Raw genomic sequence first — 21935 nt, forward strand, 5'->3', positions numbered from 1 at the left:
TCCCGTATCCGGCGTTTGCGGTGCTTGGCCCGTCTGCGCCACCCCGGTTGCCCCGTTCCAGCCCGGCAGCACCGTAGAGGTTCTGGTTCCGCCGCTGCTGCCGAACTGCATGCCCACCAATATGCCGATGCCCGCCCATATGCCGACCATAACCAGCTTCTTGCCGAAACGCGACATGTTGACTCCTCCTTTATCAGCTGTATTATTGTCTGCTTCTAGTCCGCCTGACCACTGCTCTCCTGTGTACCGGCAGCGCTTTTTTCGGGGGCAGCCGCTTTTTCAGCATCATGACTGTTCCAGTACACCTCCGCAATCGCATCGGCCAGCACATCCGCCGTCCGTTTCAGCTCTTCAGCAGAATTGTCGATTCCGCCCACTTCTATTAATACGCTGCTCGGGGAAAGGGTCTGATTGTATTCCCCGTTATTACCATTACCGGAAGATTTGCCCCAGATGCCGCGTGACAGTCCCGGATAACTCTTCTCCAGCACCTGATGAATCGAATTGGCGAAGGCTTCATTCTTCTTCCAGTCTTTGTTGGCATGACCCAGGATAAAATAGACCTGTGCGTAGCTTTCCCCATGAATGACTGCAGTTGTTTTGCCATGCCGCTGCGAGTCGCGGTGAATATCGATCAGTTCAGTCATTTCCTGATTGGCAGCCATTGCCGCTTTAATGGTGATCCGGGAATATTTATAGGAAAAGTTCCAGTTGTAATCCGGCACTTCTGTCGCGTAATCCTCTTGCGCATGCACCGTGCCAATCCCGCGTTTTTCCAGTCTGTCGGCGATATAGGAGCCTACCAGCATTACATTCTTGGAAGGCGCGCTGGAGCTGGGATTATCACTCTCCGCTCCCAGCAGCGGATTATATGCTTCACGGGGATGCGAATGGTAGATAAGGATGCGTTTGACCGAAGTATCCTGCCCAGTGCCGCTGTCTTCACCAGCGCTGCCGTTGCCGCCTTGTTCTCCGGCAGTGCCGGCATCCGGTGCAGTTGTAGGCTGCGGCTGTGCAGCAGGATCATCCGCAGGCTTGTCCGTACCTTCACCCGCTGAAGGATCATTTCCGGATGATCCCGGATCCGTTCCAGTACCCGGCTGCGGATCTTCGCCTGCTCCCAGCTCATCCGTGCCCGGATGATAGTCGGCGGGTGCGCCTGCTGTTCCTCCCGAGCCTTCCCGCAGCAAAAAAGGATCATCTGCCGCAAGCCCCGGCACCTCACGCGAGAGCAGGCTCTTGGGATTGCCGGGATCGACGCTGGTCAGCATCCGGAACACAAACGAAGTTACCTTGGAGCCAGAGAAGGCAGAGGGCTCTTCGCCCTTCGGCAAATGCGGAACCTCCATCCCCAGCAGCTCCATGAAAAATCCGCTTGATAGTGAAGCGGCCAGTCCTTTCATAGAAGGAACAGGGGAAGAATTCAGCTTTTGTCCGGCCAAACCGCCAGCTCCAAGCAGCATAAAAAATACAAGTGAGCCTCCGGCCAGCAGCAGCATCGTTTTTCCCAGCGACAGAACGTCCAGCACTTTTCCCCGCAGTCTGCCGATATTCCATAGCTGAAACCATTTTCTGTTCATTATTGTTATGTCCTCCTCCAGCCCTCTGTAATCTCTTATACTTCAAATCTATGAGCAGGGAAGGAATACTAGAACCGAAAAAAGAGACAAGAAGAGAGAGTCAGTGAATGAGCAGAAAAACCGGCAGCTAAAAAAAGCCCGTATAAGCAAATGCCACTAAGGCAGCTTGTACGGGCCATTCATTTATAGCGGATTAATGGGTATATGCGCCGACATTCCCCGGATCAACCGCGTCATGCAGTGCAGCGTTCAGTCCGCTGGCTACAATGTTGGCGATTTCCTCAATAAATTCATCGATCTCCTTGGGTGTAACGATCAGATCATGACCCAGCGGCTCAAGCACTTCCTTCACCAGCTGCAGGCGTTCCTGCTCGGAGATATCATCCAGCATGCCCATGATCTCTTTCGTATGCGCCTTGCCGTCCCCCATCTGACCAAAATGATTCTTCATCATTTCTAGCACATTGTTGACGATCGTAGAAGCATAACAAACGGTAGGCACACCGATGGCTATACACGGGACCCCAAGAATTTCCTTTGTCAATCCCCGGCGCTTGTTGCCGATGCCTGATCCGGGATGAATCCCGATGTCGGCGATTTGAATCGTGGTATTGATCCGCTCCAGCGAACGGGAAGCCAGCGCATCAATCGCGATGATCACATCCGGTTTGGTACGGTCCACAATGCCCTGAACGACTTCACTGGATTCAATCCCGGTAAGACCAAGCACACCCGGAGCAATGGCGCTGACATTACGGTACCCTGGAGACACCTGATCAGGAACCAGCTCGTAAAATTGCCGCGTAATCAGTGCATTCTCCACAACCAGCGGACCCAGCGAATCAGGAGTCACATTCCAGTTCCCGAGGCCGACGATCAGCACCGAGGAATTTTTATTGATGCCGATTCTGTTCATAAACTGCTCGAATTCACGGGCAAACACGACGGACACCTTCTGCTGGAGACCGGTATCTCCGCCGCGCAACGCCGGAACCTCCAGGGTTACATAGTTTCCGATCGCGCGCCCAATGGCCTGAGAGCCGGCGTTATTCGCCACGCCAAGCCGCGTAACCTTGATCCCATCCGCTTCTTCCACCTCTTCGTTCACACCGGGAATCGGCGTTTTGAGCGGTCCTTGGGCCATTTCCTTCGCCTCTACCGCCAGGTCCGTGCGTACCGAATACAGCTGAAGATCCAGTTCCATCGCTAGTTCAGCCTCCTAAAAGTTTTGTGAGCCTATGCATCCTTGAAATATCTCCGAGCAAAACTCGCTTCGGAAGCATATGCTTAAGTTTTGTGAGCCTACGCATCCTTGAATGAACTTCTTTTTGTCCAGTAGTGTGCGAGAGAAGTGCATTGTTTATACAAACGGGACGGATATATAATTGCAGCTCAAAAAAATTTCATCCATGAACATGCGAAAAGATAGAGCGCCGGGCCTTATCTCCGGGAGTTCACCTGAGGAAGCGGGGGCTTTTTCAATAGTATTTAGTGTTGCATTTTACTACCGGTCATGCTAAACTATTTTAAGTTGTGAATCATTTGATTAATGATTTCGAATGTCTTTCAGGAGGTGAATGCAATGCCAAATATCAAATCCGCGGTTAAACGCGTCAAGACGACCGAAAAACGCCGTGCACTGAACGCTTCCCAGAAATCCGCGCTTCGTACAGCTGTGAAAACTGCTGATGTAGCACTGACAGGAACGGAAGTTGAAACTGCTCATGCTGCTTTCCAAGCTGCTTCCAAAAAGCTGGACAAGGCCGTAACTAAAGGTCTGGTTCATAAAAATGCGGCTGCCCGCAAAAAATCCCGCTTGGCGAAGAAATTGAACGCTCTTAAGGCTCAAGCCTAAGCCAAGGGCGACATTCATAATGAGCACTATAAGAACCTGACCGCTATGCTGCATACGGTTAGGTTTTTTTGTTCCCATTAGAATAAGAAGAGCCTGTCCTGCGCTGAATAAGCGTCCAGGGCAGGCTCTTTTTTTGTACCCCTCGCCCAAAGACAGACCCGGGCAATTGACAAAATTTCTGAAATTAGGTATATTTACTTTTGCGAAATTAGATTTTGTAAAATATAATTTGAACGCTAATATTAAATTAAGAAAGGAGCTTCATGATGTCCGAATCCAATTCTGCTTTTGGTCAGGCTCTTGTGAAATCGTTAATTGGAGAACGCGGACATATTCCGATTGCCAGAGCTTTGCCGGATATTACACCCGAGCTCGCCGGACAAACTACGGAAGGGATTCCGTACAGCATTTACCAATTAATGAAGCATATGAGCTATTGGCAGGATTTCATGCTGACCTTCCTGGAGGGGGGTAAACCGCAAGCGCCAGGAAGTGTAATGGAGAGCTGGCCTGAGGAGCAAGCCCCGGGAGACGAGGCAGAATGGCAGGACACCGTGAGGCATCTGCTGCAAGGCGTGGAGAAGGCTGTTGCTTTTGCCCGGACCGTACAGCTGGACGAACCGCTCCCCGGTTTCCCAGGGGAGACCAAAGGCGGAATTTTACGTAATATCGCCTCACATAATTCCTACCATTTAGGAGAAATTGTTTTGCTTCGCCGTCTACACGGGGCCTGGCCGCCGCCCGGCGGAGGCTATCCCGCCTAATCCAACACAAAAGAGGGAATTAAGATGATGATTTTGAGTACTATACTTGTAGCGCTAGTAGCGTTGGAGCATGTGTACATTTTAGCCTTGGAGATGTTTATGTGGACTACCCCCAGAGCGCAGAAGGCGTTCGGAACCACCAAGGAGTTCGCGCAGGACACGAAATCTCTCGCAGCCAACCAAGGTCTGTACAATGGTTTTCTGGCCGCCGGTCTGGTGTGGGGCTTACTCCATCCGAACGACACGTTCGGATTTCAGCTTCAGCTGTTTTTTCTAATCTGTGTCGGAGTTGCAGCGGTCTATGGCGGTATGACGGCCAAGAGATCCATTCTGTTAGTCCAAGGCCTCCCTGCTTTTCTGGCTATTATCGCCCTTCTTCTGACGAATCTGTAAATCGGTTTTTGACCATTAGCTTGTAAAACTGCCCCCGATGCTGCATCGGGGGCAGTTTTGCTGCTGTATAAATATTGGACTATTACGCACCCGGGGCACTAGCGCCCAGACGCAGCATAAACATCTCCAGCCCCAGCACCTTGTCGATGGCACCTGTCTTCATCTGATAATCCAGATCCGCCAGGATACTCAGAATTTGCCGCAGCCGCTGGCTCTCAAACTTGCGGGCCTGTTCTCCTGCCAGCTTAACGGCATACGGATGCAATCCGACTTGAGAGGCAATCTGGCCCTGTGAATAGCTGAGTGCAGACAGATCCTTAACCTGCAGGATGATCCGGAACTGCCGGGCGATCAGCGCGGCAATCTTAATCGGCTCCTCGCGTTGCTTCAGCAGCTCATAAAGCGTATTGAGCGCCTTATCCAGGCGCAGGTTCGCTATATCTTCCACCAGTGTGAACACATTCTGCTCAGTTCCCCGGTGCACAAGACTCTCCACAGCTGCGGCGTCCACAGTACCGCCGGCTCCGGCGAACAGACACAGCTTGTCCATCTCGGCGGACAGGCCCTGCAGCCCTGTGCCGGCGCTTGCTAAAAGTGCCTCGGCGGTTCCCGGGGCTACAGTGCAGCCACGGTCTTTGAATCCTTTTTCCACCCAGCGCAACAGCTCTTCTGCACCCAGCGGATTAAAAGCCAGTACCGTTCCGGCCGCTTTGGCTGCTTTGACGATCTTTTTTCGTTCATCCAGCTTGTCATTATTGACCAGAAATACAATTACGCTAAAATCGGCCGGAGCCTGAATGTATTCACTTAACAGCTCTACCCGGTGCTCAATTTTCGCATTCTCTTTGCCCGCCGTAAACAGCGAGGCATCCCTCACCAGCAGCAGCTTGCGCTCCACCATGAACGGGACCGTCTCCGCTTCCTCCACCACCGCCTGCACCGGCGTCTCGGAGAGGTCAAAGGGAATTACCGCAAAATCACGATCCTCTTTGGCGATCAGGTGATCCTCCAGCAAGGCCGCAAATTCATTCATCCGGAATTTCTCACTGCCGTAGAGCACATATAACGGTGAAATTTTCCCCTGCCTGATGTCTTTGGCCGCCGTTTTGGCATCCATCCTGCCACTTCCTTTTCCATTTCATCATAACCATTTTATAGTTTAACAAAAAAACCGCCTTAAACATAGGGAGCTTCGCAGCTTGGATATAAGCAAAAACGAAGCAAAAACGGAGCAACCTCGGCACAAAAGCCAAAGTTGCTCCGTTTCAGCGGCGCATCTATATAAACGACGGAAGGAGAAGCTCTAGAAACTTCACTTCCGGCGGTCATACCGATGAAACTCGCAAATCCTGAAATTCCTGTCCTCTTACCATAGCATATTCCGGGTACCCCTAAAAAGTTCCAACTATAATTATTTATTACCCGGGAGTGCTGACGGCGAAGCTGACGGCGCCCCGGCGGCTTCTGCAGGCGGAACTCTGTAAACCTTGGAAACCTCAGAGCCATCCTTCAAGGTTACATACGTAAATTGGAGGCTGTCCTCCGACCAAGTACCGGATACCCAAGTACCCTCCAGCGGAAGCGAAGTTACCGCGGTCCGTTCTTCCTGCAGACCGCTTGACGGAATGCTATAGATCACCAGCTGCTGTCCGGCAAGCTCGGCGGTATACTTTCCGTCCGGGGAGTCCCAAGGGGACTGGGCTGTCTGCATAGGCAGCAGCCCCATCGTTCCGGCTTCTTCAGCCGCCGGAGCCTGCTCTTCATCCTGTGCCGGCACTGATGAGTCCGCAGCCGTATCATCATCTGCAAATGTCCGGGCGTCCTGAGCATTCATATTGCTGCTGCCGCTCTTGGTGTGAGCCCGTGGAGCCGGAGTAACCAATTCATTGTTACGGGTAACTGGAGTGCTCCGTTTAGCCGAAGCGGGATCCTCGCTCACAGCCGGGCCTGTCTCTATAGCTTCAGCTGCTGGTCCGCCGTCTATCGTAGCCGGAGCTGTACTGTCCGCTGCTCCACCGTCAACTGTTCCATTGTTCCCTGCCCCGGGGGATTCAGAGTATTGAACTCCAAGCTCATCTGGCGCAGCAGCGTTATTCGCACCCTCTGTAGCTTCCGTACCCGAATTCCCCGTTGTCATTGTGCTCATGATATCACTGTTTCCAGCCGTATCAGCCGCCTGGTTCAGCGATTGCTCCACCTCTGCCGCCGGCATGCTGTCCGGCATATTGAAGATGGCAATCACCAGAACAATCGCAGCAGCAACTGCGCCAATGCCTGTCCGCGCAGCCATGGAAGCTGCTCTGGAGGTTCCTTTAACTGTTTTGTTATGAGTACCTTTGCGTGACATTGGAATGACTTTACTGTCCTCCGAAGCTGCTGCATCCTCCGCTTGAACACCAAGATCGATCTTCTCAAGCTGAGGCATAATTGAATCAACCAGGCTGAAAGGAGGCTTAACGTCCGGCAGCTGTTCCAATTGTTCGGAGAGCAGAGTCAACCGGTTAAAGACTTCCGCGCAAGAAGGACAATTGTCGATATGCCGATACATCTCTATAGTTTCATCTGGACTGAGATCATGATCCAAATAACGGTGCATCCATTCTATCACCTCCGTGCACTTCATCCTGATACACCACCTTTCTGATACTCCTGAAGTCTATTCTGCAGCTGCTGCCGGGCCCGGAACAGGTACGACTTCACCGTGTTGAGCGGCAGGTCCAGACAGTCTGCAATCTCGTTGTAAGAAAAATCCTGTAAATACCGCAGTACAATCACCGTCCGGTGATGCTCCGGCAACTGTTCGATCGCCTCGCGGATATCCTCTGCCAGATAACCGGACATGACTTCGCGCTCTACGTTATGTTTATTATCCTGGAACACCATTTCGTGCTCATCGATAGAAACGGTAGGCTTCGTTCTCCTGAATTTGTCAATGCAAATGTTGGTCACGATCCGCTGAACCCATGTTTTGAATTGGGCCTTCTCTTCATAGGAACCGATTTTGGTATACACTCTGATGAGCGCTTCCTGTGAGGCATCCAGAGCGTCCTGTTCATTATGCAAAATGTAGAAGGCCGTCTTATACACATGTCCTTCAATTTCCCGCAATAGGGTGATTAGAGCGTCGCGATCGCCCGCTTGAGCGGCTCTGATGAGTCCCTGCTCCACCACGAAGGTTCCCCCTCTCTATGCAATCTTACTGACGCGCAAGACTGCGAATTTGTTGCAAGCCTGTAATCAATATTTTAAGAATACCAAACTTTACATGTTACGTCTTGGAGACCCATTGGTTCCGTCCTGCAACCGTCCATAATCCTTACTAAGCATACAAGGGAAGCGCCCAATCTTCAAATATTCTTTTACAGAAGTTTATTACAAAATTGAAATCAAATAAGGGCCGCCTCCGCAGCAAATTTCGCTACACTGGAGACAGCCCGGATTATCGATATAGTATAGTAGCACACAGCATCAATACAGCGTAATTGTCCTTAGAGTCATCATCCACTACATACATTTCACCCTGTTCAAAAATATGCGGATTATTATAATTCCGGTGCAATTTATACATCTTACCGGCAGTGACCCGGCAGCCGCGCACAGCGGATAGAATCTGCACATATTCGGCTTCTTCTTCATGTAAGGTCCGGTACATCGTCCTATGATCATCATTCCCGCGCATGACGGCTCCTTTCCTCCATCAGAAACATTCTTCAGAGCTTAAGCCAGTTTTAAGTACCTTCTCTGTAAGTATTGCCCTGAAGTGGGGAAAACCATCATTTAGCTTCATTTAGATGAAGGAAGAATTTTCACAAAAAAAACTGCCAGACCGCTAAGTACGGCCGGGCAGTTTAAGAATTTCAGCGGATGTACATCATTAGCGGCTGGAGCCAGTGATTACGAGCCCTTAATCTCTTTAAACTTAGCTACATACTGCGCAGCCAGCTCCGTGATCTGGTCGTAGCGGCCTTCCTTGGCCGGAGCGGTCAGGTTGCCGCCGATGCCTACTGCGATGCAGCCGTTCGCAATCCACTTCTCCATGTTGTTCAGGTCCACACCTCCTGTAGGCATGATGTTGACATGCGGCATCGGACCTTTGACTGCTTTGACATAATCAGGTCCGAAGGCGCTGCCCGGGAATAGCTTCAGCACATCTACGCCCAGCTTCAGAGCTTCCTTCATTTCATTCAGCGTCATGCAACCCGGCATGTAAGGAATCCCGTAAAGATTGCACATCTTGGCAGTCTCTTCTTCAAAAGAAGGGCTGACCACAAACTCCGAACCGGCCAGAATAGCAATTCTCGCCGTAAGAGGGTCGAGCACTGTACCTGCACCGATAACCGCACGGCTGCCGTATTCGGCTACCAGGCGCTTGATCGCCACATCTGCATCCGGAGTCGTAAAGGTAACCTCAATGTTGTTCAATCCGCCCTCGATACAGGCAGCTGACATTTTATAAGCATCGTCGGCATTATCCGCACGGATAACCGCGACTACACCAACAGATGTGATGTTTTGCAAAACTTTTATTTTCTTCATGATTAAACTCCCTCTCCTAATAAAAAATAGATTCCATCACAAAAATAAAACATAAAATATTAATTTAGATAAACTATTTTATCTAATTTACTAACTCAATCATAAATACTTCTATGGAAATAGTAATAATAATACCGTTAACAGTCAATAAGTTTTTATACAAATCAGCTGAACCTTCAAAAAAACTATATAAAACCTTATAACCAAAGGACTTTTCGATTAAAAATATTATTATTCACAAAATTCTTTCTGCGGAATGAGGAATGCCTTATTGTACAAAACCGATTTATATGATAATTTCAAATTACTAATCAATATAACAGTGCTTTGTATTACCCTGAGGAGGAATATTAATGAGCAAACAATTGAACGCCGTCACCTTCGGAGAACCGATGGCGATGTTTTATGCCAATGAGGCAGGCCCGCTGCATGAGGTCACCTCATTCTCCAAGGCACTGGCCGGGGCAGAGAGTAATGTAGCAACCGGACTGTCACGTCTGGCCCACAAGACCGGATACGTAACCAAGCTTGGCGAAGATAACTTCGGCCAATTCATCACCATGGCCTTGAACAAAGAGGGCATTGACACCGACAGCATCACTTATACCAAAGAATTCTCAACCGGAATGCTGATCAAATCCAAGGTACTAACCGGCGATCCTAAGGTAGAATATTTCCGCAAAAATTCCGCCGCCTCCAAGCTTAGCCTGGCTGATTTTGATGAAAGCTATTTTGCATCCGCAAGCCATCTGCATGTAACCAGCATTTCTTCAGCCCTTTCGAAGTCCTGCCATGAATTCTCCCTGCACGCGATGGAATTTATGAAAAAGAACGGCAAAACCGTTTCCCTCGACCCGAATCTGCGTCCAACCCTTTGGCCAGACACAGAGACGATGGTCCATACGATCAATGATCTTGCTACACGCTGCGACTGGTTCCTGCCGGGACTTAGCGAAGGCAAAATTCTGACCGGCCTGGAGACACCGGAGGAAATCGCCGGTTACTATCTGCAGCGGGGAGTATCGCTCGTGGTGATCAAGTTGGGCCCTGAAGGCGCTTATTACAAAACAGCCGCCGGAGAAGAGGGCTATGTAGACGGCTTCAAGGTGAAAGAAGTAGTGGATACGGTAGGAGCCGGGGATGGATTCGCCGTTGGGGTGATCAGCGCAATGCTTGAGCAGCTTACCGTAGCCGAAGCCGTGAGACGCGGTAATGCGATCGGCGCACTGGCGGTTATGTCTCCCGGAGATATGGATGGACTGCCAACCCGTGAAGGACTGGAACAATTCATGAACGCCAGCGTTTAAGGGCAATTGCGAATATCCGCCACCGCAGAAATAGCAAGACAACAGAAAGAGCAACGATCCCCGTTAATGAAGGGTCGCTGCTCTTTATTGTTACATTGACGGCATAGTATGCTGCGCACACAGGAGCCATCGCGTTTGGCGGAACATATAAAACGGTTTATTCCGCTGCTGACGGCGGCTGAACCGACTGCCCCAGCTGGAGTGTAGGCGGAAACCGGTACGTAATCGGGACGGCAGCATCCTGATCCTCAATCAAAGAGAGCATCAGCTTCGCCGCCTGCATGCCCATTTCATAAGCCGGCTGGCGGATCGTCGTGATGGCCGGATTGTAGATCCGGGCAAACTCCGCGTCGTCAATGCCGATGACGGACAGCCGGCCGGGGATGGCAATGGAATGGCGGTTCGCGTATTTAAGGATCTCGCCCAGCACGAGATCGTTGGCGGCGAGCAGCGCCGTCGGCGGCTGCGGCTGGCGCAGCAGATCATCCAGCGCAGCGGAGATCTCTTCCCGCGGCACGCTGCGCATATACTGGTTATTCAGCGGCAGTCCCGCTTCCTCCATTGCCTTTTTGTAGCCGCTCATTCTTTCCTTGCGCGGTGTAATGGCATGCGCCCCGAGCGGCAGCGATAGAATCGCGATCGCCTCATGACCGTGGCGCGTCAGCTCCTTAACCGCTGTCTTGACGGCCATTTCATTATCCAGCAGCAGACTCTGGGTCGTTACCCCCTCCACCAGCCGGTCCATGAATACAAGCGGATATTCCGCATCAATAAGCTTAGTATAAGCTGAAGACTGATCGCCTGTCGGGAAAATAATCAACCCGTCTACCTGGCGCGCGATTAACGTTTCCACATAAGTATTCTCTTTATCAGCGTTCTCATCAGAATTGCAAATGATGACCTGAATGCCGCGCAGTGACAGCTCATTTTCGATCGCCCGGATGCACTGGATGGACAAGGAGTAGTCGATATTCGCCACAATGATCCCGACCATATGGGTACGGTTCTGCTTGAGGCTGCGGGCCAGACCGTTCGGCTGATAGTTCAGCTCCTCGATCACACCCTCTATCCGGTTCTTGGTCGCCTCGCTCATATATTTAAACCGTTTATTCAAAAATTGCGAGACTGTGCTTTTGGACACTCCCGCTTTTTGGGCGACATCCTCAATCGTTAATTTCTTCATTTTTCCGCTCCACTCTGCCTATATAAAAAAGCCATACCTTTGATATTATCAAAAGTATAGCTTTTTTTTAGTAAATTATCTAGTAATCAATTATCGGAGCTACAGCTTACGCGAAACTGCTTAGTACTGCGGCTCATACTTCACGTTGTATTCTTCAAGCCACCAGTCATAGATCCATTGCTGGCCAAGCGGCAGCGTGAATTCAGGTGAGCGTTTCTCGCCGTTTACTTCATAGTGTGCAGTTAAGATCTTACTTTGGATCAAAGCATTCAAGTCGCTGTCTGAAAACGAGGTCGTTATTTTAGCGCTTTTAGCGCCTGAATCCTTTTGATCTATAGTGATCTCTCCCGTAAGCACCTGCGATTCGCCGGATTCAAGATTATACAGCTTGTTATGGGTAATCCACTTCTCGTTATCGCCGGGGGTATAGTACACCAGCAGCAATTCCTCATGCTCCAGGTCGATAGAGATGAATGACTTGTAGTATCCATATTCCTTTTCCACAGTCAATATTTCTCTTGGTGTAACAGTTGCTCCCGCAGCAGCCTTTTGCACGTCTAGGACAGATAGCTTCGCTTTGGAAGAATTGACGAGTTCTCCCCCTAATGTATATGTGCCGCTAATTAAAAGCGCATACTTTCCGGCACCATCAACAAAACTTAGCTTATAGTATGTCTGTGCCCCACCGGCATAAAGCGGGAAGGTATAGATGCGTTTGGCTGAGGCAGCCGACAGTTCCGGGTGACCTTTGGGAGTCAGATAAAGCGAATATGGTTCTGTGTTATGTGTATATTTTGGCTTCATGTAGTCCACCATCGGCGGAGGAGGTGACCAGACAATCCCTTCCGAGGTTTCAGCAGCGTAAGCCAGACTCTTATTCCGGTCCAGCGGCAAAGGCATGTAATACTTCTGTCCCCCGATTTCGAACTCTGCCGAACCAACAGGCGGGTTATAATCCTTCGCAGCTGCTGAAGGAGCAGGCACGGCCGATGGCTGCACCGCAGCAGCTGTAGTTTTACCGAACAAGGAGGCAATCTGGCCAGCGTAATCGCCCTTGTCGAAGCTCCCAAGCGGCCAGACCAGAACACCGAGCAACAGGAGGGCTGATAAACCGGCAAGACTGAAGCGTTTGCGTGAAAAGAATCTCCTGCCCGCCGCTGCGCGGCTGTCGGCTGTAAGCTCGATCCGTGCCATCAGCTCCGGGGTGAAGCCGTCCTCCTGAAAAGGACTGCGTCCGGCCTGGCGGTACCATTCCGGCTTTTGATCTGACGTGTTTGCTGAGTTCTCAAACTGTTTGCTCTTCATCGCATTTCCTCCTCCTCAAGCGCCTTTCTCACTTTGTCTCTGGCCCGCGACAGCCGGGATTTGACCGTTCCTTCGGCCACACCGAGCAGTAGAGCCATTTCCGCAGTGGACAGTTCCTGCTGAATCTCCAGCACCAGCACTTCCCTGTGCTTATCCGGCAGCTCCATAATCAGTTCCCAGATCCGGCTTACATACTGGTTGCTGATCGCTTCCTTCTCTGCAGACATCACCTGGCCTGTCCCCTGTCCGTCTCCCAGTGGAACGAACCTGCGCCAAAAGCTGCTTCGTCTCCAGCTGAATGCCGTATTGCGGGTAATCGTCAGCAGCCAGGTTTTCAGGGTAGCGTTGCCGCGGTATTTTCCGATGCTCCGGTGGGCTTTCAGGAACACCTCCTAGCTGATGTCATTCGCCTGCTCGCGGCTGCGGGTCAGGAAAAACGCATAATGCCACACATCCGAGCCGTAAGTCTCCATCATGTCCCGCAGCGTCATGGACGGTGCATAAGCCACGGCATAAGGTAATTCTTCACTGTGCATGTTCTCTCTCACCTCTCGCCCAATAAGACTCATCAGACTGCAAATGGTTCCCTAAATTTTCCTATATTCTATGTAAATATCCGAGTAAATCAGTAATGCCGTAATACTTCATAAAAACTTACCTCTCCGGTACCGGTCTGCAGTGCACTGGCAAATCAGGAGGAATCAGCAACAAACCTTACCAGCATGATAACAGCAATTCCAGATGCAGGGTACAGGGAAATGGAATTCCACTGATGAGAGAAGCGACATTAATGGATATTTCACCTGCACAAAAAGATGAAAAGTCTGCTGCTTGGAGAATCTGATTTATGCAATTGATGGGTGCCGGCTGCTTAAAGCTTATGCCTCACCCTTACCTCTTCCTTCCGTACCCTGAGCTGGATCTCTCCCTGCAGATCCGTCCGGTATACAGCCGCAGCCGAGTCTGACAATCGCTCCAATACACCGGCATTGGGGTGCCCGTACAGATTATTGACCCCGGCAGAGATCACCGCGGCAGCAGGGTTCCAGAACTTCAGCCAAGCTGCACTTGTTGCGGTTTTGCTGCCGTGGTGCGCTACTTTCAGCACGTCGATAGGCCCGCTCTCACCTATACCAAACTGCAGCCCCGCTTGAATAATACCTTCCTCCGCCGCCTCATCCATATCTCCTGTAAAAAGAAAGCTGTGGCCGTTCATCTCCAGCCGGAATACGACCGATTCGTGATTCTGATCCTCCACTTCATTGAATAGTGTATGACTATTCTCCTGCGGCTCCGGCCAAAGGAAAAACAACCGCGTCTCATCATCCGGAGCAAGCATCTGGCCCTGTTGTACGGCGTACATCCGGACACCCTTCGCAAGCGCCATATCCATCAGTTCGCCATACGCTTCCGTGCCGGTCAGCGTTCCGTTGAACAGCAATGCCGAGACCGGCATTCCCTCCAGTACAGCCTGCAGCCCGCCAGCGTGATCCTGATCGCCATGGGTTAATATCACTGCGTCCAGCCGGTGGATGCCCCGCTGCTTCAGCAAGGGCAGCAGTGTTTTGGCCCCGACCTCAAACGGGCTGCGGCGGATGCGCCATTCCTCCCGGTCCACGAAGCTTACCGTCCCGCCGCCGTCGACCAGAATATGCGCTCCCTCCGGCGTAGTAATCAAGATGCTGTCACCCTGGCCCACGTCCAGATAGCTGATGGCTCCCGTACCGCCACTCAGGCCCTCCGGATAATAGCCTCTGTACAGCAGGAGCGCCATCCCGGCCGCGCACAGCACAGCAGCCGGACCGCTCCAGCGGAATGAGCCCGGAGTGGGGAACGGTTGATGCGGCGATAACGCTCCGCCACTTCTGCCTCCAGGATGGCGGCGACTGTCGTCCCCCGGGTGCTCGAGCTCTGACAACGGTCTGGTTTCATCCTCCATGTACTGGGGAGCTAGCTTAACTTCCATCCGCCGCTTCAAGATATACAGCACGCCATAGAGCAGTGCGTAATAAACGCAAATCCATAATAGTGAAGGTGAAGCCCAGATCAGGACACCGGCACTAAATCGGTTCACCCGCTCTACCCCTGCAAACATAACGCTATTCAAAAACTCTGCAAACCGCGCAACGGCAAGTGCTGCCGCGTTCCAAAACTGTCCTAGCAGCAGCGTCAGCGTTCCGAGCGGCAGCACCAGAAAGGTGATAACGGGAACGAGCAGCAGATTTGCGAAAAAGGACAGAAGCGAAAATTGATTAAAATAATAGATTGTTAGCGGAAAAGACACCAGCTGCGCGATTAATGTTACCGAAACGGTGCTGCCCAGCCACCTGGGAAGACGTCTAAACAAAGGCGCGGCCAGAGGCGTGTACACCATAAGCCCTGCCGTTACCAGAAAGGACAGCTGAAAACTGACACTGACCAGAAGGTAGGGATTCCAGACCAGCATCAGCAGCGCTGAAGCAGCCAGAATGTTCATTCCGTCCTTAAGCAGGCCGAGCCTGGCGGCCAGCAAGGCGATCATGCTCATCAGCCCGGCGCGGACAATCGACGGCCCGGCACCGGACAGCAGTACATATACCGGAACAAGCAGCAAAGTTATCGTTATAGCCGTTTCTCTGGTGACACGGCAGCGGCGCAGGATAAATAAGATCACCCCCACGTAAACGGCAACATGCATCCCCGAGATGGCCAGAATATGCGTCAGACCCAGCTGCGAGAACTGCTTGAAGGTTTCCGGGTCCAGATCCTTCTGAATTCCTATGACCAGCCCCTTCATATATCCGGCATGCGGTTCGTGAAATATGCGATCCATCTCTGCACCGAGCAGAGCGCGTACCTCATCACTCCAGCGAAGGATACCGGATGGCTGCCAGGATGCCGGAGGCTCCGCCGTAATGCTGGCCGTGCCTTCCCCTTTTAGCAGCCAGTGGATTTTCTGGGTCAGCAGATACGCACGGTAGTCGAATCCGCCAAAATTCCGCGCCGCCTGCGGCTGCTCCAGCTCTCCTTCAATGACTACCGTGTCTCCCCGCTGCCATCCGGCAGCTACCGCAATTTCACTTTCAGCCTGGAGCCTAATTTGCACGGCGACACGTTCACCTGCTGCGTCTATTGCCTGGCCTCCTGGCTGATCCAATCCGATCCGGGACAGCTTCAGCGTGAAATCCACCCGGTCCCCGTCCCGCTCCACCGGAGAAGTTATAACACCTGCGGCGGTAACGTAAATCTCGTTCAGTTCGTTCGCCGGCTTACCCAGCGCCTCTGGCAGCAGGCTGACATTACGGGCTTCGTTCCATTCCCAATACAGGGCTGCCGCAGCAAGTGCCAGACCAAACACCGCAGCCGTTCTCCAGCGTATCCCCCTGCTGACTGCCCAGATAGCGACCAGCAGTAGACAGCAAGCTATATAGATCAGCAGTTTGTGACCAGCGAATAAGCAGCCCGCCGAGCTGCCGGCAATCCAGCAGATCGTGAAGCTTAAGAGCGGCCTCCTGTTCATGAATATCCCTCCTTCGGTAATCGCCTTATAACAGAAAAAGAACCTCTGCATACGCAAACAATGCGTGTGCAGAGGTTCTTCCCCTGAAGCTTATTCTTACTCCGGCTGCGGCAGCACCTCCGGTTATTCCGATATGGTGATCATGGTTTCCTTCGGCGGCTCATAGTTCTCCAATTGGCGGAACACGATCCCTTTGGAGCCCAGCATTGCCTCTACCTTCTCCATATCCTTGCGGTAAGGACGCAGATAGACAATCTCCACGATCCCGCTGTTAGCCAGCATATTGGCACAGGTCCAGCACGGCTCATCCGTGACATAGACTGTACTGCCTTCCCGGTCACTCCGGTCGGTAAACAGCAGCAGATTCTGCTCAGCATGAATTGTGCGGATACAGCGCTGCTTCTTCACCATCGTCTCTACGCCGCCAACGATCTCCCGTTCATATTGCTCAGAGACCATACAGCCTGCTTCCGAGCAGTCGGGAACTCCCATCGGTGCGCCGTTATAGGCGGTGCCCAGCAGCTTCTTGCCTTGCACCAGCACAGCGCCGACATGGCGTCGGGGGCAGCGTGATCGGGTGGAGACCATGCAGGCAATGTCCATGAAGTATGTATCCCAGTTCTTGCGGTAGGCCACAGTCATCAGTAATCTCCACTTCCTCATAAATAGTTGTTCATTATTGTAACATAATACGTGATTCTTTCTCTATAAAGCATGTCCGGGAAACAGCCTGCTCAGGACGTTTCCGTTGAAAATTTGATTTCTTGCTGCAACTGCATTCTATACACTTATAACCGCTTAAACCATTTTGAAAAAGAGTTTAACTGCACTTCGTACAGTTGCTTATCGCTTTATCCAGCTACAAACAGCACACAGCTCATTCCAAATGTACAAAATACAATTACAGCTAGAAATCAGCTAATTTAATGCTTTTTAACTGCAGTAGATACAGTTATCGTACTAAACGAGTCTTTAGTTCTCTGCTTCGAGTTAAATTACCAACGAATGTATGGTGAAAAGGCTGACATTCGAACTTTATACTTCAACCAGGCCGATTGCCCAAGTCCCCTGCGTATAGCATACGGAGCCTTTAAGCCTCAAAAAACAATCAGCGGCTCCAGTTGCTCCAGCATCTTCGGGCCGATCCCTTTCACCTTGCCCAAATCGGCTAAGCTGCGGTAAGCCCCTGTGCTGCTGCGGTAATCGATGATCGCCTGCGCCTTCTTCTCCCCGATTCCCGGCAGGTTCATCAGCGCTGCGGCATCGGCTGTGTTCACATTAATCCTGCCGTCCGCAGCTGGCGGAACTGCAGCAGGGGGTGCCGTACCTCCAGTTCCCCCGTCCGCTGTGCTGCTTGCGGCTTCACTGCTACCTGCCGTTCCGGCCGCCGCATTCCCGCTCACTGCACCTGATGCCCCGGCTCCGCTGCCCGCCGCTTCACCGTCACCCACCGATCCACCCGTGCTACCGCTTACGGCACCCGATGCCGCTGTCCCGGTATTCCCGCCTGTTCCTACCGCACTACTGCCGGCAGCGCCGTCTTCTCCTGCTCCAGCTGTCACGCCACTCACGACCTTTCCGCTACCTTCGGCTCCCCCACTCGCTCCTGCGTTTTCACCGTCCGTCACTGCTCCAGCATCACCACTGCTGCCGGTACCGCCAGCCGCCCCTGTTCCCGCACCTCTAACTTCTGCCCCCAAAGCCTGCGCCATGCCAGCGTTTAGCGTCTCCCAGCCTGCGATCCCCTCTTCTGCCCTGTGGTCCGCAGCCCACACCAGCCCCCCGCCCAGCAGCGCGGCGGCAATAGCTGAAACAAACATTCTTTTGTTCATCAAGCCGTCCTCCTTCAGTTAACTGGAATTTTATTCAAAAATACGTTTAAAAACCTGTCATTTGTCCAAGACTGCCCCGCATACATTTAACGAAGAGTATTCCTGTAAGCCCAGCAACATAAGAAAGGAGGTAACCACAGGATGAAAGTGGGATTTATCGGAACAGGCAGCATGGGCGGTCTGCTCATTGAGACCTTTCTTAGTTCGGGAGCACTTGATCCATGTGATGTGCTGGCCAGTAACCGCAGCCCGGGCAAGCTGCTGGAACTCAAGAAGCTTCACCCCGGCATTACGGTTTGCGCCAACAACAGCGATACCGCGTCAGGAAGCGATATTGTCTTTTTATGTGTCAAACCTCTGCAGTTCAAAACACTAAGTGATGAAATTGCTCCTTGTCTGCGCAGCGAGCAAATTGTGGTATCCATTACAAGTCCTGTCCAGCTCTATCATCTGGAATCCGTTCTGCCGTCCAAAGTTGCCAAGATTATTCCCAGCATCACTCATTCCGTCAAGAGCGGGACTTCTCTTTGCATCTTCGGCAGCAGGTTAAATAAAAAAGACAGACTGGTGCTGCTTCAGCTATTCTCAATTATTGGCATCACTGCGGAAATCCCTGAGAGTCATACCCGGATTGCCTCTGATTTCTCCAGCTGCGGTCCGGCGTTCCTCAGCTATTTTCTGGAGCGGTGGATTGAAGCGGCTGTAGAAGCGACCGGCATCGACGAGGCACTGGTCAGCCGGCTGGCCGGTGAAATGCTGCTTGGCACAGGCAAGCTGCTGACAGAAGGGGGGTTCACTCCCCAGGAGCTGCAGGAACGGGTTGCCGTCCGCGGAGGAATTACGGCGGAGGCGCTGAACCACCTGCGTTCCAGTCTGGAAGGCGTATTCGAACGGCTGATCACCACAACTCACGACAAATACAATGAGGACCTGCACAGGCTGGATGCCCTCTTTGGCCAGAACGGGATCGTTCAAGGACCGCTGGACCGCTAGTCTGCCTCTGTAAGGCACTGCCCCTAAGTTCCTGCTTCGGTTCATATGGCAAGAAACAAAAACCCGCAGCACGGAATCATCCGTAGCTGCGGGTAGAGTTGCGTTCTTCGCTTAACCCACTACAATATTTACAAGCTTGCCGGGTACTGGAATGATCTTGCGGACGGTTTTGCCGTCTACAGCTGCTTTCACATTCGGCAGCGCCAGTGCATGCTCCTGCAGTTCTTGCTGGCCCATATCCGCTGCTACCAGTGCACGCTGTACGATCTTGCCGTTCACCTGTATAACGATTTCAACCTCAGCATCTACCGTCCAGGCTTCTTCATACGCCGGCCAAGAGACATAGCTGATGCTTCCTTCATGGCCGAGCAGCTGCCACAGCTCTTCGGCAATATGCGGTGCCAGCGGCGACAGCATCTGCACGAAGTGCTCTGCCGCTTCCTTGGACAGGCTCTCCTGCTTGTAGGCATCGTTGATGAAGATCATCAGCTGGCTGATCGCTGTATTGAAGCGCAGGTGTTCGAAATCATCACCCACCTTTTTCAGCGTTTTGTGCCAGGTGCGTTTGAACTCCTCAGTACCGCCGCCCGCCGTAATTTTAGCGCTGAGGCTGCCGTCTTCGTTCACGAACAGGCGCCATACACGGGAGAGGAAGCGGTGGATGCCTTCCACACCTTTTTCATTCCACGGCTTGGTAGCTTCCAGCGGCCCCATGAACATTTCATAGACACGCAGGGTATCTGCCCCGTAGGCTTCCACGATCTCATCCGGGTTGATAACATTGCCGCGCGATTTACTCATCTTCTCATTGTTGTTCCCCAGGATCATGCCCTGGTTCACCAGCTTGTGGAACGGTTCCTTCGTATCCACTACACCGATATCGTAGAGCACTTTGTGCCAGAAGCGGGCATACAGCAGGTGAAGCACCGCATGCTCAGCTCCGCCGATGTACAGGTCAACCGGCAGCCATTCCTTTTGCTTCTCCGGTGAACACAGCTCCTTGTCGTTATGCGGATCGATATAACGCAGGTAGTACCAGCAGCTGCCGGCCCATTGCGGCATGGTGTTGGTCTCGCGGCGGGCCTTCATGCCGGTCTCCGGATCAATCGTCTCTACCCACTCGGTTACGTTCGCCAGCGGAGATTCGCCGGTACCCGAAGGCTTAATGGCATCCACATCCGGCAGCATCAGCGGCAGCTGATCCACTGGAACAGTCTTCATCGTGCCGTCTTCCAGATGCAGAATCGGAATCGGCTCACCCCAGTAACGCTGGCGGCTGAACAGCCAGTCGCGCAGGCGGTAGGTTACTTTGCCTTTACCGCTGCCCTTCTCCTCCAGCCAGGAAATCATTTTGGCAATAGCCTCTTTATTGTCCAGACCATTCAAGAAATCGGAATTCACATGCGGGCCGTCGCCGGAGTAGGCCTCTTCCGCGACATTGCCGCCTTGAACAACTTCGATGATGTTCAGGCCGAACTGCTTGGCGAACTCCCAGTCGCGGGTATCATGTCCCGGAACAGCCATGATCGCCCCGGTTCCGTAACCGGCCAGTACATAATCGGCAATCCAGATCGGCACTTTAGCGCCGTTTACCGGATTAACCGCATAAGCGCCGGTGAATACTCCGCTTTTCTCCTTGGCGAGGTCCGTACGTTCCAGATCACTCTTGCGGGCCGCTTTGTCACGGTAGTCTGCAACCGCAGCAGCTTGGGCTTCGGTTGTGATGATATCGACCAGTTTATGCTCAGGTGCCAGTACGCAATAGCTTGCTCCGAACAACGTATCCGGGCGGGTGGTGAATACTTCCAGACTCGCCTCATGGCCGTCAATGGCAAAGTTCACTTCCGCACCAGTCGATTTGCCGATCCAGTTACGCTGCATATCCTTGATGCTTTCTTCCCAGTCCAGTTCATCCAGATCCTCAAGCAAACGTTCAGCATACTCCGTAATTCTCAGAATCCACTGGCGCATCGGTCTGCGGACGACAGGATGTCCGCCGCGCTCGCTTTTGCCGTCAATAACCTCTTCATTAGCCAATACGGTACCCAGCGCTTCACACCAGTTAACCGATACCTCAGCCACATAAGCCAGACCGCGGTTGTACAGCTGGATGAAGATCCACTGTGTCCATTTATAGTACTCCGGATCGGTTGTGCTGATCTCTCGGTCCCAGTCGTATGAGAAGCCCAGCGATTTGATCTGGCGGCGGAAGTTGTCGATGTTCTTGAACGTAATATCGCGCGGATGCTGTCCCGTGTCCATCGCGTACTGCTCTGCCGGAAGGCCGAAAGCATCCCAGCCCATCGGATGAAGCACATTGTAGCCGCGCATCCGTTTGTAGCGGGAGATGATATCTGTCGCCGTATATCCTTCCGGGTGGCCTACATGCAGTCCTGCGCCCGAAGGATACGGAAACATATCCAGCGCGTAAAATTTCGGTTTGTCTTGGGCTTCGCCAGTCTTGAAGGTTTTGTTCTCATCCCAGAATTTCTGCCATTTCGGCTCGATGGTCTGGGCGCGGTAGCCAGCTCCGGCTGCCGTGCTTGTTTGATTCTCGCTCATCTAATTCTCCTCCTTGGAGTACTGCTGCTGTAAGTACAAAAAAACCTCCCATCCCTAGCGTATTTACGCTAGGGACGAGAGGTTTGAATTCCCGTGGTACCACCCTAGTTAGCGGCTGGACATGCT

At 52.2% G+C, this 21935-nt stretch carries 20 protein-coding genes; 5 read left to right on the plus strand and 15 right to left on the minus strand.

The window, feature by feature from the left end; genetic code table 11:
• Positions 1–215: 215 nt before the first annotated feature.
• Entirely contained in the window at positions 216–1580 is a 1365-nt protein-coding gene (locus AQR02_RS19095) for a stage II sporulation protein P (protein ID WP_054941829.1), read from the minus strand.
• A gap of 193 nt (positions 1581–1773) precedes the next feature.
• The gene (gene gpr, locus AQR02_RS19100; RefSeq protein ID WP_054941830.1) at positions 1774–2784 is read right to left on the minus strand and encodes a GPR endopeptidase; all 1011 of its coding nucleotides are present in this window, start codon (positions 2782–2784) and stop codon (positions 1774–1776) included.
• 378 nt (positions 2785–3162) lie between these two features.
• On the opposite strand from gpr, the gene rpsT reads away from it, so the two are divergent.
• From rpsT to AQR02_RS19115, 3 genes are all read left to right on the plus strand, one after another.
• Positions 3163–3435, plus strand: a complete 273-nt coding sequence (gene rpsT, locus AQR02_RS19105; protein ID WP_054941831.1) for a 30S ribosomal protein S20 — start codon at positions 3163–3165, stop codon at positions 3433–3435.
• Positions 3436–3701: 266 nt separating this feature from the next.
• Positions 3702–4199: a DinB family protein gene (locus AQR02_RS19110; protein ID WP_054941832.1), complete on the plus strand. Its 498-nt coding sequence runs from the start codon at positions 3702–3704 to the stop codon at positions 4197–4199.
• 24 nt (positions 4200–4223) lie between these two features.
• Complete coding sequence (locus AQR02_RS19115) at positions 4224–4592, plus strand: DUF1304 domain-containing protein (protein WP_054941833.1); 369 nt, start codon at positions 4224–4226, stop codon at positions 4590–4592.
• 82 nt (positions 4593–4674) lie between these two features.
• On the opposite strand, the gene holA is transcribed toward AQR02_RS19115, so the two are convergent.
• The 5 genes from holA to AQR02_RS19140 all read right to left on the minus strand — a co-directional run bounded on the left by holA (position 4675) and on the right by AQR02_RS19140 (position 9128).
• Positions 4675–5709 carry a DNA polymerase III subunit delta gene (gene holA / locus AQR02_RS19120; RefSeq protein ID WP_054941834.1) on the minus strand — a complete coding sequence of 345 codons (1035 nt, stop codon included), beginning with the start codon at positions 5707–5709 and terminating at the stop codon, positions 4675–4677.
• A gap of 294 nt (positions 5710–6003) precedes the next feature.
• A complete protein-coding gene (locus tag AQR02_RS19125) occupies positions 6004–7215 on the minus strand; it encodes an anti-sigma factor family protein (protein ID WP_054941835.1) in 1212 nt (403 codons plus the stop codon).
• Positions 7212–7763, minus strand: coding sequence for an RNA polymerase sigma factor (locus tag AQR02_RS19130; RefSeq protein ID WP_054941836.1), 552 nt, complete (start codon positions 7761–7763; stop codon positions 7212–7214). The genes AQR02_RS19125 and AQR02_RS19130 overlap by 4 nt, the downstream gene beginning before the upstream one ends.
• 268 nt (positions 7764–8031) lie before the next feature.
• On the minus strand, positions 8032–8271 hold the full coding sequence (locus AQR02_RS19135) for a hypothetical protein (RefSeq protein WP_054941837.1): 240 nt from the start codon (positions 8269–8271) through the stop codon (positions 8032–8034).
• Between the two features lie 215 nt (positions 8272–8486).
• A complete protein-coding gene (locus AQR02_RS19140) occupies positions 8487–9128 on the minus strand; it encodes a bifunctional 2-keto-4-hydroxyglutarate aldolase/2-keto-3-deoxy-6-phosphogluconate aldolase (RefSeq protein WP_054941838.1) in 642 nt (213 codons plus the stop codon).
• A 353-nt stretch (positions 9129–9481) separates the two neighbouring features.
• On the opposite strand from AQR02_RS19140, the gene AQR02_RS19145 reads away from it, so the two are divergent.
• Complete coding sequence (locus tag AQR02_RS19145) at positions 9482–10435, plus strand: sugar kinase (RefSeq protein ID WP_054941839.1); 954 nt, start codon at positions 9482–9484, stop codon at positions 10433–10435.
• Between the two features lie 157 nt (positions 10436–10592).
• Here the strand turns inward: AQR02_RS19145 and AQR02_RS19150 are convergent, their stop codons facing one another.
• The 7 genes from AQR02_RS19150 to AQR02_RS19175 all read right to left on the minus strand — a co-directional run bounded on the left by AQR02_RS19150 (position 10593) and on the right by AQR02_RS19175 (position 18254).
• Positions 10593–11618 carry a LacI family DNA-binding transcriptional regulator gene (locus tag AQR02_RS19150; protein ID WP_054941840.1) on the minus strand — a complete coding sequence of 342 codons (1026 nt, stop codon included), beginning with the start codon at positions 11616–11618 and terminating at the stop codon, positions 10593–10595.
• 120 nt (positions 11619–11738) lie between these two features.
• Entirely contained in the window at positions 11739–12923 is a 1185-nt protein-coding gene (locus AQR02_RS19155; protein ID WP_054941841.1) for a hypothetical protein, read from the minus strand.
• Positions 12920–13312, minus strand: coding sequence for an RNA polymerase sigma factor (locus AQR02_RS19160; protein ID WP_342447468.1), 393 nt, complete (start codon positions 13310–13312; stop codon positions 12920–12922). Before AQR02_RS19160 ends, AQR02_RS19155 begins: the two co-directional genes overlap by 4 nt.
• Positions 13313–13315: 3 nt before the next feature.
• Positions 13316–13471, minus strand: a complete 156-nt coding sequence (locus tag AQR02_RS35340; RefSeq protein WP_342447469.1) for a hypothetical protein — start codon at positions 13469–13471, stop codon at positions 13316–13318.
• 323 nt (positions 13472–13794) lie between these two features.
• A complete protein-coding gene (locus tag AQR02_RS19165) occupies positions 13795–16422 on the minus strand; it encodes a ComEC/Rec2 family competence protein (protein WP_054941842.1) in 2628 nt (875 codons plus the stop codon).
• A 123-nt stretch (positions 16423–16545) separates the two neighbouring features.
• A complete protein-coding gene (locus AQR02_RS19170; protein ID WP_425339991.1) occupies positions 16546–17085 on the minus strand; it encodes a deoxycytidylate deaminase in 540 nt (179 codons plus the stop codon).
• Between the two features lie 434 nt (positions 17086–17519).
• Positions 17520–18254: a ComEA family DNA-binding protein gene (locus AQR02_RS19175; RefSeq protein WP_054941844.1), complete on the minus strand. Its 735-nt coding sequence runs from the start codon at positions 18252–18254 to the stop codon at positions 17520–17522.
• A 141-nt stretch (positions 18255–18395) separates the two neighbouring features.
• Here AQR02_RS19175 and comER point away from each other — a divergent pair, with 141 nt between their 5' ends.
• Positions 18396–19247, plus strand: a complete 852-nt coding sequence (gene comER, locus AQR02_RS19180; RefSeq protein WP_054941845.1) for a late competence protein ComER — start codon at positions 18396–18398, stop codon at positions 19245–19247.
• Positions 19248–19358: 111 nt separating this feature from the next.
• On the opposite strand, the gene leuS is transcribed toward comER, so the two are convergent.
• Complete coding sequence (leuS, locus tag AQR02_RS19185) at positions 19359–21809, minus strand: leucine--tRNA ligase (protein WP_054941846.1); 2451 nt, start codon at positions 21807–21809, stop codon at positions 19359–19361.
• Positions 21810–21935 lie beyond the last annotated feature (126 nt).

The sequence above is a fragment of the Paenibacillus ihuae genome, from assembly GCF_001368795.1.
GTDB lineage: Bacteria > Bacillota > Bacilli > Paenibacillales > Paenibacillaceae > Paenibacillus_AQ > Paenibacillus_AQ ihuae.